This is a genomic window from Sphingopyxis sp. Q841 (assembly GCF_052384365.1).
GTDB lineage: Bacteria > Pseudomonadota > Alphaproteobacteria > Sphingomonadales > Sphingomonadaceae > Sphingopyxis > Sphingopyxis terrae_A.
The window spans coordinates 131845-145104 of the sequence record NZ_JBQSUM010000003.1 but is presented as its reverse complement, the minus strand read 5'-3'; the positions used below and the strand labels follow the sequence as shown (position 1 = coordinate 145104).

Here is a 13260-nt window from a genome sequence, read left to right as displayed (position 1 = left end):
TTAACGAAGGCGCTGTCCCTTTGTCGGACAGCCCTCCCCCGCCGGGTTAACCCGCCCCCTTTACCGATGTCAGTCGAGGTTCGGACGCAGCCAGCGGCGGGCGGTTTCGATATCGACGCCGCGCCGCACGGCATAGTCGGCAAGCTGATCTTCCCCCACGCGCGCGACCCCGAAATAGCTTGCGTCGGGATGGCCGAAATAGAAGCCCGAAACCGCTGCGGTCGGCAGCATGGCAAAGCTCTCGGTCAGCGTTGCCCCCGAATTGGCCCCGGCATCGAGCAGGTCGAAGAGGATCGGCTTCAGACTGTGATCCGGGCACGCGGGATAACCGGGCGCGGGACGGATGCCGCGATATTCTTCCTTGATGATTGCCTCTGGCGTCAATTGTTCGGCGGGCGCATAGCCCCACAGATCGGTGCGGACATACGCGTGGAGCCGTTCGGCAAAGGCTTCGGCGAAGCGGTCGGCGAGCGCCTTCAGCAATATGTCGCTATAGTCGTCGTGCGCCGCCTTGAAGCGCGCAAGGTGCGGCTCGATGCCGTGGATAGCGACCGAAAAGCCGCCGATCCAGTCGCCGTCGTGGCTGACGAAATCGGCGAGGCACATATTCGGGCGCCCTTCGCGCTTCGCGATCTGCTGGCGCAGGAAGGGGATACGGACATGCCGTTCTTCCTCGGCAAGGTGAATGATGACATCGTCGCCTTCGCGTCGGCAAGGCCATAGCGCCGCGACGCCCCGCGCGTGAAGCCAGCCCTCGCCAATGATCTTTTCGAGCATCGCGCGCGCGTCGGCATAGAGGTTCGTCGCGCTTTCGCCGACGATTTCGTCGTCGAGGATCGCCGGGTAATTGCCCGCCAGCTCCCATGCGCGGAAAAAGGGCGTCCAGTCGAACCATTCGACGAGTTCAGCCAGATCCCAATTGTCGAACACATGGACGCCGGGCCTTTCGGGCGGGAACGGCCGGATATGCTCGTCGACGACGAAGCCGTTAGCGCGCGCATCGTCGATCGGCACCAGCGCGCTCTGCCCCTTGTTGGCGCGCACGTCGCGGATATGTTCGTAATCCGACTTGTAACCGCGAACGAACGCATCGCGCCCGGTGTCGCTGACGAGCGAGGTCGCGACACCGACCGCGCGGCTCGCATCGAGCACGTGCAGGACCGGCCCCTGATAGGCGGGGTCGATGCGCAGCGCGGTATGGACCTTCGACGTCGTCGCGCCGCCGATCAGCAGCGGCATCGTCATGCCGGCGCGCTGCATTTCCTCGGCCACCGTCACCATCTCGTCGAGCGAGGGGGTGATTAGGCCCGACAGGCCGATCATGTCGGCGTCATTCTCGTTCGCCGCCTCGAGGATTTTCGGCCAGGGCACCATGACGCCCAGATCGACGATCTCGAACCCGTTACATTGCAGCACGACGCCGACGATGTTCTTGCCGATATCATGGACGTCGCCCTTCACGGTCGCCATCACGACCTTGCCCTTGCCCTTCGCGCCGGGTTCCTTGGCGGCTTCGATAAAGGGCAGCAGATGCGCGACCGCCTTTTTCATGACGCGCGCCGATTTGACGACCTGCGGCAGGAACATCTTGCCCGAGCCGAACAGGTCGCCGACGACATTCATGCCGTCCATCAACGGCCCCTCGATCACCTCGATCGGGCGGTCCATCAGCAGCCGCATCTCTTCGGTATCGTCGACGACATGCGCGTCGATGCCCTTGACCAAGGCATGTTCGAGCCGCTTTTCGACCGGCCAGCCGCGCCATTCCTCGGCCGCCTTTTCCTGCGCCGCGTTGCTGCCCTTGTAGCGTTCGGCGAGCGCGATCAGCCGCTCGGTCGGGCTCAGTTCCTCGCCCTCCACCTTGCGGTTGAGGATGACATCCTCGCACGCGGTGCGCAGTTCGGGGTCGATCGTGTCATAGACGTCGAGCTGCCCCGCGTTGACGATCGCCATGTCGAGCCCGGCGGGGATTGCGTGATAGAGGAAGACGCTGTGCATCGCGCGGCGCACCGTCTCGTTGCCGCGAAAGCCGAACGAGAGGTTGGACAGCCCGCCCGAGAAATGGACGTGCGGACAGCGGACGCGGATTTCCTTCACCGCCTCGATGAAATCGACCGCATAATTGTCATGCTCCTCGAGCCCCGTCGCGACCGCGAAGATATTGGGGTCGAAGATGATGTCCTCGGGCGGAAAACCGATGGTCATCAGCAGCTTGTAGGCACGCTCGCAAATCTCGATCTTGCGCTCTTTGGTGTCGGCCTGTCCCACCTCGTCGAACGCCATCACGACAACCGCGGCGCCATAGGCCATGCATTTGCGTGCATGGTCCAGGAAAGCCTCCTCGCCCTCCTTCATGCTGATCGAATTGACGATCGGCTTGCCGGGGACGCATTTCAGCCCTGCTTCGATCACCTCCCACTTCGACGAATCGATCATCACCGGCACGCGCGCGATGTCGGGTTCGGCGGCGATCAGCTTCAGGAAGGTCGTCATGGCGCGCACGGCGTCGAGCAGGCCTTCGTCCATGTTCACGTCGATGACCTGCGCGCCATTTTCGACCTGCTGGCGCGCGACCTCGACCGCCGCGGTGAAATCGTCGGCGAGGATCAGCCGCTTGAAGGCGGCGGAGCCGGTGACGTTGGTGCGTTCGCCGATGTTGACGAACGAGGAGGAGGAGAGAGTTGCGGTCATCGAACGGTCCAAAGAGAATCAGGCAGCAAGCGGGCGGGCGAGAACGCGGTCGTCGTAGAGCTTTCCCCCGACGTTGAACTGGCGTGTCCCGACGTCGACGAAGCCCTGCTTGCGATAGAAAGCGAGCGCCCGTTCGTTGCGGGCGTAAACGCCGAGCAACAGGCGGCGATGCCCTGCCGCAGCGTCAAGAGCGCAGCGCATCAGGGCGGCGCCAAGTCCGCTGCCATGAAAACGAGACAGCGAATAAATGCGCTTGAGTTCGATGTCGCCCGCCTCGGCAGCGGCGAGGTCGGGCCGGCCGATCAGCGCGAAGCCGATCGGCGCGCCGCCCGGCTGCGCCTCGGCAAGCCAGGCGCGCGCGCCCGACGCCAGATAGGCGCGATAGGCGGCCTCCTGATGCTGCGCCGCGCAATGCCCGACGATCGCCTGGCCGTCGAGAATGCCCGCGAAGGTTTCGAGGAAGGTCGCGGCGCCGATCAATGCCAACGCGGCGGCATCAGCCTCTCCGGCCTCGCGGATCGCCCATGTCGGTCCGTCCTCCATCAGGATGCCGCCGCCATCGTGAAGGGTTCCAGCCCGGCAAGGCGCGTGCGCACCGGCACCTCGGGAATCCGGCGCGCGGGGAGGCCCTGTACGGCCTTTGCCATCGCCGCGATATGCGCCGGGGTCGATCCGCAGCAGCCGCCGAGGATGTTGACCTGACCATGGTCGGCCCATTCGCGGACCAGCGCCGCGGTCGTGTCGGGCAGTTCGTCATATTCGCCAAGCTCGTTGGGCAGGCCGGCGTTCGGATAGACCATCACCAGCGTGTCGGCGAGGTCGGAGAGCACGCGGACATGCGGGCGAAGCTGCGCCGCGCCGAACGAGCAGTTGAGCCCTACTGTCAGCGGCTTCGCATGACGCACCGCATACCAGAAAGCCTCGACCGTGTGGCCCGACAGGTTGCGGCCCGACAGGTCGGTGAGCGTCATCGAGATCATCAGCGGCAGCTCGCGCCCGACCTTCGCCTCCGCCTCGATCGTCGCGGCGATGCCGGCCTTGGCATTCAGCGTGTCGAAGATCGTCTCGATCAGGATGAAATCGGCTCCGCCTTCAGCCAGCGCGATTACCTGTTCGCGATAGACGTCCTTCAATTCGTCGAAATCGATCTCGCGATAGCCGGGATTGTTGACGTCGGGCGACAGCGACAGCGTCTTGTTCGTCGGCCCGACCGCGCCCGCGACGAAGCGGCGCCGGCCGTCCTCAGCCGCGAACTTGTCGGCCGCTTCGCGCCCCAGGCGCGCGCTTTCGTGGTTGATGTCAGCAACCAGCGCTTCGGCGCCATAATCGGCCTGGCTGATCCGGTTCGCGCTGAACGTGTTGGTCGAGACGATGTCCGATCCGGCGGCGAGATAGGCCTCGCCGATCGCGGTCACGACATCCTGCCGCGTCAGCGCAAGGATGTCGTTATTACCCTTCTGGTCGTGACCGAGGCGGAGCGATCCCGCATAATCGGCTTCGCCGAGCTTGCGAAGCTGGATCTGGGTGCCCCAGCCACCATCGGTGAGCAGGATGCGATCCTTCGCCGCCGCGATCAGGGCCTCGCGCGCTGAGATCATGCCGCCTTATCCTTTGCCGGCGCCACCGGCCGCAACCCCAGCATATGACAGATCGCATAGCTGAGTTCGGCGCGGTTGAGCGTGTAGAAGTGAAAATCGCGTACCCCGCCCGCGTAGAGGCGGCGGCACATTTCGGCCGCGACCGTCGCGGCAACGAGCTGACGCGCGGCGGGCAGGTCGTCGAGCCCCTCGAACAGCGCGATCATCCATGCGGGGATTGCGGTGCCGCACATATCGGCCATGCGCCGCGTCTGCGAGACGTTCGACACCGGCAGGATGCCCGGCACGATCGGCGCGTCGATGCCCGCCGCATCCGCGGCGTCGCGGAAGCGCAGGAAGGCTTCGGGCGAGAAGAAGAATTGCGTGATCGCGCGCGTCGCCCCGGCATCGAGCTTACGCTTCAGATTGTCGAGATCGGCCTGCGGGCAATCGGCGTCGGGATGCACCTCGGGATAAGCGGCGACGGAAATGTCGAACGGCGCGATCCGCTTCAACCCGGCGACGAGCTCGACCGCATTGGCAAAACCATCGGGATGCGCCCGATACGCACCGCCGCCGGGGACATCGCCGCGCAGCGCGACGATATGCCGCACGCCCGCGTCCCAATAGGCGCGCGCAACCTCTTCGATTTCACCGCGCGACGCCTCGACGCAGGTCAGGTGCGCGGCGGGCGGCACCGCGCTTTCGGACGCGATCCGCGCCACCGTCGCATGGGTGCGCTCGCGCGTCGATCCGCCCGCACCATAAGTTACCGATACGAAGCGCGGCGCCAGCGGCTCGAGCGTGCGGAACGTGTCCCACAGCTGCGCCTCCATCTTCTCGGTCTTGGGCGGAAAGAATTCGAAACTGACCCCGATGTCGCCTTCCAGATTGGCGAACAGCGGCGACGCCGCAGCGCGGCGCGCTTCGGCCAGCGCGTCGAGGGAAGTGGTCATGCGGCGAGCCTTTTGCCTTCGCCGTCGCCCTCGGCGACGGGGGGTTGATCCTGGTCACGGCGGCGCGCGCCAAGCCACAGCTTGACCGCGAGCGCACCGCCTTCGAGTGTTTGCGTCCGTTCGAGCGTCAGCCCCGACGCGGCGAACCAGCCGCCGATCTGCGTATCCGAAAAGCCGAGGCGCGCGTGCGCCGCCAGAGCGCGCAGCTCCTCATCCTCGTGCGGCGCAAAATCGGCGACGAGCAAATGCCCGCCATCACGCAGCACGCGGGCGGCTTCGGCGATGACCCGCTCGGGTTCGTGCGCAAAGTGCAGCGCCTGGTGGATAACCACCGAATCGACGCTGGCGTCGGCGATGGGCAGCGCGAGGAAATCACCCTGCACCAGATCGACCGGCACTGCCTGATCCGACAGTTTGGCGCGCGCGATGCGCAGCATTTCGGGGCTGCGGTCGAGGGCGGTGATCCGCTGCGCCGTTGGCGCGAAGATTTCGGCCATGCGCCCGGTGCCGGTGCCGACGTCGAGCAGATGGCCCAGCGCGCGCCCGTGCATCATCGCGACCATCGCGTCCTCGACCTCGCTTTCGGCGACGTGGCGCGACCGGATCGCATCCCATTCGGCCGCATGGTCGGCGAAATAGCGTTCGGCCACCGCTGCGCGCTCGGCGCGAACCGCGGCAAGTCGGCGCGCATCCTGCGCGATCACCAGCGCCTCGCGCGCCGAGAAGGGCCAAGACCCCGCAGCAGCAGCCATGTCGGCGCCCGGCCCCTGTTCGGCGATGCGCAGGAAGACCCAGCTCCCCTCGCGGCGGCGCTCGACGATCCCGGCTTCGGCCAGGATGCGGACGTGGCGCGAAACGCGCGGCTGGCTCTGTTCGAGCACCGCCGCCAGTTCGCCGATCGCCAGCTCCATCTCGCGCAGCAAGGCAACGACGCGCAACCGCGTCGGGTCGGCCAGGGCCCGGAAAATGTCGATCAGCTCGCTCATAGCAGTATCATATAAAGACTTCTTTATATGTGGTCAACGAATTGTCGAGCAACGACGGCGCGCGCGATTGCGACGAACGCCACCCCTGGGACAAAAAGTCCGTTGCGCCCCCACTTACAACCTTGTAATTCCGGCGCCCGATCAACGGGAGCAGGATCGCATTGGTCCGGTCCGCCCGCCGGTCGAGAAGTTCAATCAAGAGGGGTATCCCAAATGAAGAAGTCGATCACTCTGTCGCTCGTCCTCGCTGCGTCGCTGAGCGTTGCCGCTTGCTCGCAGAAGGCTGCTGATGAAGCCGCTCCGGCCGACACCGCGGCCACCGAAACCGTCGAAGGCGCCGCCGACGGCGCGATGGAAGCCGCTTCGAGCGCCGCCGACGCGACCGCTTCGGCCGCGACCGACGCTGCCGCTGCCGCCGGCGATGCTGCCGACAAGGCTGGCGAAGCTGCCGACAAGGCCAGCGAAGCCGCTGCGGCCGCCAAGGAAGCGACCGATGCCGCTGCCGCGAAGATGGAAGAAGCGAAGAAGTAAGCTTCCACTTTCGCCTGCACAGGCAAGGAAATCGGGGGTCGTCGACATGCGTCGGCGGCCCCTTTTCCTTTTGCGATCAATACCCCGCGGCCACCGCGTCCCGCCGCACGGTTGCCAAGCCGGGCAGGCGCAGTTAGTCTCCGCGCCCAGTGGCCGGTTATCCGGCCGCTTGCACATCGAAAGGAACATATATGCGCAAGATCATCCTCGCCTCGATGGCCGCAGCGGCCTTCAGCCTCGCCGCTTGCTCGGAAAAGGCGCAGCAGGAAACGTCTGAAGCCGGCGATGCGATCGCCGCCGATGCCGCCAGCGCGGGCGATGCCGTCGCCGATGGGGCGGCCGACGCCGCTGACGCGACCGCCGATGCCGCGAAGGACGCCGGCAACGCCGTCGAAGGCACCGTGAATGCCGCTGGCGACGCCGCTGCTGCCGCGGGTGACAAGATTCAGGAAGAAACCAAGAAGGCCGAAGCCAACGACAAGTAAGTCGTCGGCAGGCCCTTGGCCTGATAGGGAAAGAGGGGCTTCGCCGGAATGGCGGAGCCCCTTTTCGCAGGAGCCGACATGACGAAATTTCCAACCTGCGCGGCCTTGGCCGCGGCCCTGTGCCTCGTTGCCGGCTGCAGCCGCACCGACAATGAGCCCGGCCCCGGCGGCGTCACGGTCAGCGAAGCCAAGGCGCTCGACGATGCGGCCGAAATGCTCGAAAGCCGCGACGGCACCGATACGAAAGCCGACAGCGCCGCGAGCGGCGAAGACGGCGGCAAATAGGCTTTCGCCGAGGCGATTGCCGCGATAGAAGCCAGGCGTCCCGCAACTGGCGCTGAAGATGGAGTTCCATCGGGGAGCGGGACCGATGCGAGCCGCGCGCCTGGGTGATCCGTCAGAAAAGGACCATCCCGATGCCCGAAGCACCGCAAACCACCATCGTCTTTCTGCTGTTTCCCGGCATCACCCAGCTCGATTTCACCGCCCCCGCGCAGGCGCTGTGCCGCCTGCCCGGCGCGCGGTTGATCGGCGCCGCGGCCAGCCTCGATCCGATATCGACCGACTGCGGCTTTGCAATCCTGCCGACGCATGATTTCGCTGCGGCGCCGCAGGCCGATATACTGTGCGTTCCCGGCGGACATGGTGTCGCCGAAGCGTTGGGCGACCCGGCAACGATCGATTTCATCGCGCGGCAGGCGGCGGGCGCCACCTGGGTGACGAGCGTGTGCACCGGCGCCTTCCTGCTCGGCCGCGCGGGGCTGCTCGAAGGGCGGCGCGCGACCACGCACTGGGCCTATACGCATCTCTTGCCGATGGTCGGTGCGCGCCACGAAGCGGCGCGCGTGGTCGAGGACGGCCCCGTCGTGACGAGCGGCGGGGTGACGTCGGGCCTCGATTTCGCGCTGACGCTGGTCGCGCGGATGCGGGGCGACGCGGCCGCGCAGGCGATCCAGCTCGCAATCGAATATGATCCAGCCCCGCCCTTCGCCGGCGGCCACCCCGACCGGGCGCCCGCCGCGGTGACCGAGGGGTTGAAAGCGCGCGTCTATGACGCAGCGGCGGCGCGGATGGCAGCGGCGCTCAAGAGCTAGAACCGGCCCCTATGCGCAGTTTGCGAGGGCGATCTCGTAGAGTTTGGGCCAATATTTGCCGGTGACGAACAGCCGCTTGCCCTTCGCGTCCCACGCGATGCCGTTGAGCACGCTGTCGCTGTCGCTGACCCCGGCGTCTTTGCGCAGCCCGGTCAGGTCGATGTAGGAGACGATGGCGCCCCTGTCGGGGTCGATCCGCACGATGACGTCGCTCATCCACACATTCGCCCAGACCTGCCCGTCGATCGCCTCGAGTTCGTTGAGCATGGCAAGCGGACGGCCGCCGAAGCGAACGGTGACGCGGCGCTTTTCCGCCATCGTGGCGGGATCGAAGAAGCGCAGCGTCGGTGTCCCGTCGCTGAGCACGATCGTATCGCCGAGCGTCGTCACTCCCCAGCCTTCGCCCGAATAGGTGAAGTCGCCGACCGGCTTCAGATCCTTGAGGCGCCAGCGATGGCCGATGCCGTTCTGCCAGGTGACGCCGATAATCTGGTCGCGCCAGCGCGTGATCCCTTCACCGAACTGGTCGGCGGGGAGGGGCGTTTCGGCGAGCGCCTTGCCGGTCGCCAGGTCGAGCCGCGCGATGCGCGAATGGCCGTATTGCCCCGTCCCTTCGTAAAGATGGCCGTCGTCCCAGAACAGGCCCTGGGTGAAGGAGGACGGATCGTGCGGATAGGTCTGGACCACCCGGTAGCCGCAGCGTTCGATCGTGGCGCGCGGCGGCGGCGCAGGCGGAGCGACGGCGGCCGCGGGATCGGCGAGCAGCGCGGCAAGGACGAGAAGCAGGCTCATGACCGCCTAGCTATGCTGCGGCGCATGAACTGGCAATGGCCCGGAAAAAGGTGGGTGGACAGAAAAGGGCCGGAGGATTGCTCCTCCGGCCCCGTTTCTTGTTGGCTGAGCGCCGAACGGTAAGGACTTAGAAGTCCATGCCGCCCATGCCGCCCATGCCGCCGCCGCCCATCGGCATCGCCGGCTTGTCTTCGGGAAGCTCGCTCACCGCCGCTTCGGTGGTGATGAGCAGGCCCGAAACCGAGGCAGCGTCCTGAAGCGCGGTGCGCACGACCTTGGTCGGGTCGATGACGCCGGCGGCCTTCAGATTTTCATAGACGTCGGTCGCGGCGTTGAAGCCCTGATCCTGGTTGTTTTCGCGCAGCAGGTTGCCGGCGACAACCGCACCGTCATGGCCGGCGTTGGCCGCGATCTGACGCAGCGGCGCTTCGATCGCCTTGCGGACGATGTCGATACCGCGGGTCTGGTCGTCGTTGGCGCCCTTCAGCCCATCGAGAGCCTTGGTGGCATACAGCAGAGCCGTACCGCCGCCGGGGACGATGCCTTCCTCGACCGCGGCGCGGGTCGCGTGCAGCGCGTCGTCGACGCGATCCTTGCGTTCCTTCACCTCGACTTCGGTCGCACCGCCGACCTTGATCACCGCAACGCCGCCGGCGAGCTTCGCCAGACGTTCCTGCAGCTTTTCGCGATCGTAATCCGACGTGGTGGTTTCGATCTGCGCGCGGATCTGTTCGACGCGGGCCTTGATCGCGTCGCCTTCACCCGCACCGTCGACGATGGTGGTGTTGTCCTTGTCGATCGTGACGCGCTTCGCCTGGCCGAGCATGTTCAGCGTGACCGACTCGAGCTTGATGCCCAGGTCTTCGCTGATCATTTCGCCGGCGGTCAGGATTGCGATGTCCTGCAGCATCGCCTTGCGGCGATCGCCGAAGCCCGGCGCCTTGACGGCCGCGACCTTGAGGCCGCCGCGCAGACGGTTGACGACCAGCGTCGCGAGCGCTTCGCCTTCGATGTCTTCGGCGATGATGAGCAGCGGACGGCCCGACTGCACAACCGCTTCGAGGATCGGAAGCATCGACTGAAGGTTCGACAGCTTCTTTTCGAAGATCAGGATGTACGGATCAGCCAGTTCGACCGTCATCTTTTCGGGGTTGGTGATGAAGTAGGGCGACAGATAGCCGCGGTCGAACTGCATGCCTTCGACGACATCGAGTTCAAACTCGAGGCCCTTGGCTTCCTCGACGGTGATCACGCCTTCCTTGCCGACCTTTTCCATCGCTTCGGCGATCTTTTCGCCGACTTCGACGTCGCCATTGGCCGAGATGATGCCGACCTGCGCGATTTCCGACGAGCCCGACACGGCGGTCGAACGGCCCTTGAGGTCTTCGACGACCTTGGTGACCGCGAGGTCGATGCCGCGCTTCAGGTCCATCGGGTTCATGCCGGCAGCAACCGACTTCATGCCTTCGCGGACGATCGCCTGGGCGAGGACCGTCGCGGTGGTGGTGCCGTCACCGGCCTTGTCGTTCGCCTTCGAGGCGACTTCGCGCAGCATCTGCGCGCCCATGTTTTCGAACTTGTCCTTGAGTTCGATTTCCTTGGCGACCGAGACACCGTCCTTGGTGATGCGGGGGGCGCCGAAGCTCTTGTCGATCACGACATTGCGGCCCTTGGGGCCCAGCGTGACCTTGACGGCGTCGGCGAGGATGTCGACGCCCTTCAGGATGCGTTCGCGTGCGTCGCGCGAAAATTTAACGTCCTTGGCAGCCATGAGGATGCTCCTTTAATAAAAGCGCAGAAAACTGCGTAACTTCACACTGAAATCGGCAAACAGGCTCAGGCGAGAACGCCGAGGATGTCCGATTCCTTCATGATCAACAGCTCTTCGCCATCGACCTTGACTTCGGTGCCCGACCATTTGCCGAACAGGATGCGATCGCCCGACTTGACGTCGAGCGGCGTCACCTTGCCATCTTCGGCCTTGCTGCCGGTGCCGACGGCGACGACTTCGCCTTCCTGCGGCTTTTCCTTGGCGGTGTCGGGAATGATGATGCCGCCAGCCGTCTTTTCTTCGGCTTCGATACGGCGGACGAGCACGCGGTCGTGCAGCGGACGAAATTGCATGGATGTCCCTCCAGTAATGCAATGGATGTCAGACTTAGCACTCACGAGGTGCGAGTGCTAACAACCGGGCATATGGGTGGAGGGTGTGACAGCGTCAAGGCGATTAAGGGAAAATTTTCGGCGGCGCGGTACGGCGGTCAGATGGGGTGCGAGATTCCGATCATCAAGGGTGCAGATTCACCCGTCCAGCGGGACTTGCTGGAGCGCGGCGCGCGACTGCGCAGCGAACTTCTCGATGCATTCGCGCGGCTTGAGGAAACGATTGTCCGGAAACTAGCGCAGCAAGGGAAATTCTCACCCAGCGCGTCGCTGACTCATAAGCTCGACACTCTCGAAAAGGCCGCGTTCCGATATCCCGCTAAAGCCCACCAGCGGATCGCCGAAATTCGACCGTTGGTGGATTGCCGAAACGACATCGTTCATTCCACCCTCAATCTCGCGGAGATGTCTGGCGGTGAGACTGGCAGCTATTTTGTTTTCCGGAACGTTTCCGCAATTCAGGACTCCACCGGCCGACAATTTCGCGCGCTAACGCCAGAAGAGTTCAAAATGCTCGTCGGCCGAGTGAAGACGGCCACCAAGCATCTCAACGATCAACCAATGAAGGCAACAACCCCAACCGCGCCCGCATCCGCCAGCGCATCAGCAGTACCGCCGACACCACGATGAGCCCGACCGCCAGACCGATCCACACGCCAACGCCCGCAAGCGGCGTCCAGAAGCCGAGGTAGACGGCGGTGCCATAGCCCGCGATCCAGTAGCCGCAGACCGCGATGATCATCGGCACGCGCGTATCCTGAAGCCCGCGCAATACGCCCGCCGCGACCGTCTGGGCGCCATCGAACAGCTGGAACGCGGCGGCCACGAGCAGGAACTGCAGCGCAAAATGGACGAGCGCGGCGTTACGCGCCGCATCGACGTCGACGTAGATCGACAGCACGAGCCGCGGCGCGAGCCAGATCACCGCCGCGGTCACGACCATGAACCCGATACCGAGGATCAGCGACGCCTGCCCCGCGAGCGTAATGCCGCGATGGTCGCGCGCGCCATAGGAAAGGCCGACCCGGATCGTCGCCGCCTGCGCCACGCCGAACGGGATCTGGAAGGCGAGCGCCGCGATCTGGAGCGCGAGGGTGTGCCCGGCAAGCTGCGCCTCACCGATCCGGCCCATCAGGAAAGCGGCGCCGGTAAACAGCCCGGCCTCGGCCAGAATGATGAGGCCGATCGGGGTGCCGATCCGGAGCATTTCCCAGAAGCGGGGCCATTCGGAGCGCCACCAGTTGCCGAACAGATGATAGCGGCGCAGCCGCCGGTCGGTCTGGATCACGATGATATAGGCGATCAGCATCACCGTGCTCGTGATGACGCTCGACAGCGCCGAGCCCTGCAGTCCGAGGGCCGGCATGCCGAGATGGCCGAAGACGAGGCTCCAGTTGCCGAGGGCGTTGACGAACAGCGCGAGGAAGGTGATCGCGGTGGCAATCGTCGGACGTCCGAGCGCCGAAACAAAGATGCGCAACACGCTCGCTGCGATCATCGGCACCATACCCCACATCAGGATCAACAGGAAACTGGCGGCATGTGCCGTGATTTCGGGGTCTTGCCCGGTTGCGCGCATGATCGGGCCGCCCGCGGCGCAGACGCCCATGAACAGCACGGACACGATCGCACTGAGCCACAGCGCCATGCGGACGGTGCGCCGTACTTCGCGCACGGCATGTTTGCGCCGCCCGAGTTCGGCAGCGACGAGCGGCGCTGCGGCGCCGACGAGCCCGGTCCCTGTCCATAGCAACAGGCCGAAGATCGAGACGCCAAGCGACGAGGCGGCAAGCGGCGCATCGCCGAGTCGCGCCACGAAGATCACGTCGATCGCATGGACCATCATCTGCAGCAGGTTCGCCGCCGCCAGCGGCAGGGCGAGCGCCAGCGTCGCGCGAAATTCGGCGCGGAAAGTCTGCGGTTGATCCGCCGTCAGGGGGTGGGCCTGCTCGAGCATAGCCGGCCCGGATAGGCGCGCTTTTGCG

General features: G+C 65.4%; 14 protein-coding genes and 1 riboswitch. Of the genes, 5 read left to right on the top strand and 9 right to left on the bottom strand.

Translation table 11 applies throughout. The features are described from left to right. Positions 1 to 69: 69 nt before the first annotated feature. Genes metH through ACT17R_RS16045 form a run of 5 tightly spaced genes read right to left on the bottom strand, consistent with a single transcriptional unit; the run spans position 70 to position 6210 of the window. Entirely contained in the window at positions 70 to 2691 is a 2622-nt protein-coding gene (metH, locus tag ACT17R_RS16065) for a methionine synthase (RefSeq protein WP_186401111.1), read from the bottom strand. Positions 2692 to 2709: 18 nt separating this feature from the next. After that, entirely contained in the window at positions 2710 to 3234 is a 525-nt protein-coding gene (locus ACT17R_RS16060; RefSeq protein WP_186401112.1) for a GNAT family N-acetyltransferase, read from the bottom strand. Then, the gene (locus ACT17R_RS16055) at positions 3234 to 4289 is read right to left on the bottom strand and encodes a homocysteine S-methyltransferase family protein (protein WP_186401113.1); all 1056 of its coding nucleotides are present in this window, start codon (positions 4287 to 4289) and stop codon (positions 3234 to 3236) included. The genes ACT17R_RS16060 and ACT17R_RS16055 overlap by 1 nt, the downstream gene beginning before the upstream one ends. Next, positions 4286 to 5224 (bottom strand): methylenetetrahydrofolate reductase, encoded by a 939-nt coding sequence (gene metF, locus ACT17R_RS16050; RefSeq protein ID WP_186401114.1) that lies wholly within the window; start codon positions 5222 to 5224, stop codon positions 4286 to 4288. The genes ACT17R_RS16055 and metF overlap by 4 nt, the downstream gene beginning before the upstream one ends. Beyond that, entirely contained in the window at positions 5221 to 6210 is a 990-nt protein-coding gene (locus ACT17R_RS16045) for an ArsR/SmtB family transcription factor (RefSeq protein ID WP_186401115.1), read from the bottom strand. The genes metF and ACT17R_RS16045 overlap by 4 nt, the downstream gene beginning before the upstream one ends. Before the next feature lie 213 nt (positions 6211 to 6423). On the opposite strand from ACT17R_RS16045, the gene ACT17R_RS16040 reads away from it, so the two are divergent. The 4 genes from ACT17R_RS16040 (at position 6424) to ACT17R_RS16025 (ending at position 8320) form a co-directional block, all read left to right on the top strand. Next, entirely contained in the window at positions 6424 to 6741 is a 318-nt protein-coding gene (locus ACT17R_RS16040; RefSeq protein ID WP_003042650.1) for a hypothetical protein, read from the top strand. Positions 6742 to 6932: 191 nt separating this feature from the next. Further along, complete coding sequence (locus ACT17R_RS16035; RefSeq protein WP_003042652.1) at positions 6933 to 7226, top strand: hypothetical protein; 294 nt, start codon at positions 6933 to 6935, stop codon at positions 7224 to 7226. A gap of 78 nt (positions 7227 to 7304) precedes the next feature. Beyond that, positions 7305 to 7511, top strand: coding sequence for a hypothetical protein (locus ACT17R_RS16030; RefSeq protein ID WP_186401116.1), 207 nt, complete (start codon positions 7305 to 7307; stop codon positions 7509 to 7511). Between the two features lie 32 nt (positions 7512 to 7543). Next, positions 7544 to 7624: riboswitch (ZMP/ZTP riboswitch) on the top strand. Positions 7625 to 7642: 18 nt separating this feature from the next. Continuing rightward, positions 7643 to 8320: a DJ-1/PfpI family protein gene (locus tag ACT17R_RS16025; RefSeq protein WP_186401117.1), complete on the top strand. Its 678-nt coding sequence runs from the start codon at positions 7643 to 7645 to the stop codon at positions 8318 to 8320. Positions 8321 to 8329: 9 nt separating this feature from the next. On the opposite strand, the gene ACT17R_RS16020 is transcribed toward ACT17R_RS16025, so the two are convergent. From ACT17R_RS16020 to groES, 3 genes are all read right to left on the bottom strand, one after another. Next, positions 8330 to 9112 (bottom strand): glutaminyl-peptide cyclotransferase, encoded by a 783-nt coding sequence (locus ACT17R_RS16020; RefSeq protein ID WP_444809820.1) that lies wholly within the window; start codon positions 9110 to 9112, stop codon positions 8330 to 8332. A 127-nt stretch (positions 9113 to 9239) separates the two neighbouring features. Further along, positions 9240 to 10883, bottom strand: a complete 1644-nt coding sequence (gene groL, locus ACT17R_RS16015; RefSeq protein WP_062900975.1) for a chaperonin GroEL — start codon at positions 10881 to 10883, stop codon at positions 9240 to 9242. A 65-nt stretch (positions 10884 to 10948) separates the two neighbouring features. Next, positions 10949 to 11236 (bottom strand): co-chaperone GroES, encoded by a 288-nt coding sequence (gene groES, locus ACT17R_RS16010; protein ID WP_003042663.1) that lies wholly within the window; start codon positions 11234 to 11236, stop codon positions 10949 to 10951. A 54-nt stretch (positions 11237 to 11290) separates the two neighbouring features. Here groES and ACT17R_RS16005 point away from each other — a divergent pair, with 54 nt between their 5' ends. Beyond that, positions 11291 to 11905 (top strand): hypothetical protein, encoded by a 615-nt coding sequence (locus tag ACT17R_RS16005; RefSeq protein WP_186401119.1) that lies wholly within the window; start codon positions 11291 to 11293, stop codon positions 11903 to 11905. On the opposite strand, the gene ACT17R_RS16000 is transcribed toward ACT17R_RS16005, so the two are convergent. Then, positions 11823 to 13232, bottom strand: a complete 1410-nt coding sequence (locus tag ACT17R_RS16000; RefSeq protein WP_186401120.1) for an MATE family efflux transporter — start codon at positions 13230 to 13232, stop codon at positions 11823 to 11825. The two genes, ACT17R_RS16005 and ACT17R_RS16000, sit on opposite strands and share 83 nt — an antisense overlap. Positions 13233 to 13260: the final 28 nt, after the last annotated feature.

Excerpts from the sequence above, each read along its gene's own strand:
- ACT17R_RS16025 (WP_186401117.1), top strand. The coding sequence starts at position 7,643 with ATGCCCGAAGCACCGCAAACCACCATCGTCTTTCTGCTGTTTCCCGGC.
- ACT17R_RS16040 (WP_003042650.1), top strand. The coding sequence starts at position 6,424 with ATGAAGAAGTCGATCACTCTGTCGCTCGTCCTCGCTGCGTCGCTGAGC.
- groL (WP_062900975.1), bottom strand. The coding sequence starts at position 10,883 with ATGGCTGCCAAGGACGTTAAATTTTCGCGCGACGCACGCGAACGCATC.
- ACT17R_RS16020 (WP_444809820.1), bottom strand. The coding sequence starts at position 9,112 with ATGAGCCTGCTTCTCGTCCTTGCCGCGCTGCTCGCCGATCCCGCGGCC.
- ACT17R_RS16060 (WP_186401112.1), bottom strand. The coding sequence starts at position 3,234 with ATGGAGGACGGACCGACATGGGCGATCCGCGAGGCCGGAGAGGCTGAT.
- metF (WP_186401114.1), bottom strand. The coding sequence starts at position 5,224 with ATGACCACTTCCCTCGACGCGCTGGCCGAAGCGCGCCGCGCTGCGGCG.
- ACT17R_RS16035 (WP_003042652.1), top strand. The coding sequence starts at position 6,933 with ATGCGCAAGATCATCCTCGCCTCGATGGCCGCAGCGGCCTTCAGCCTC.
- groES (WP_003042663.1), bottom strand. The coding sequence starts at position 11,236 with ATGCAATTTCGTCCGCTGCACGACCGCGTGCTCGTCCGCCGTATCGAA.
- metH (WP_186401111.1), bottom strand. The coding sequence starts at position 2,691 with ATGACCGCAACTCTCTCCTCCTCCTCGTTCGTCAACATCGGCGAACGC.
- ACT17R_RS16055 (WP_186401113.1), bottom strand. The coding sequence starts at position 4,289 with ATGATCTCAGCGCGCGAGGCCCTGATCGCGGCGGCGAAGGATCGCATC.
- ACT17R_RS16045 (WP_186401115.1), bottom strand. The coding sequence starts at position 6,210 with ATGAGCGAGCTGATCGACATTTTCCGGGCCCTGGCCGACCCGACGCGG.
- ACT17R_RS16030 (WP_186401116.1), top strand. The coding sequence starts at position 7,305 with ATGACGAAATTTCCAACCTGCGCGGCCTTGGCCGCGGCCCTGTGCCTC.
- ACT17R_RS16000 (WP_186401120.1), bottom strand. The coding sequence starts at position 13,232 with ATGCTCGAGCAGGCCCACCCCCTGACGGCGGATCAACCGCAGACTTTC.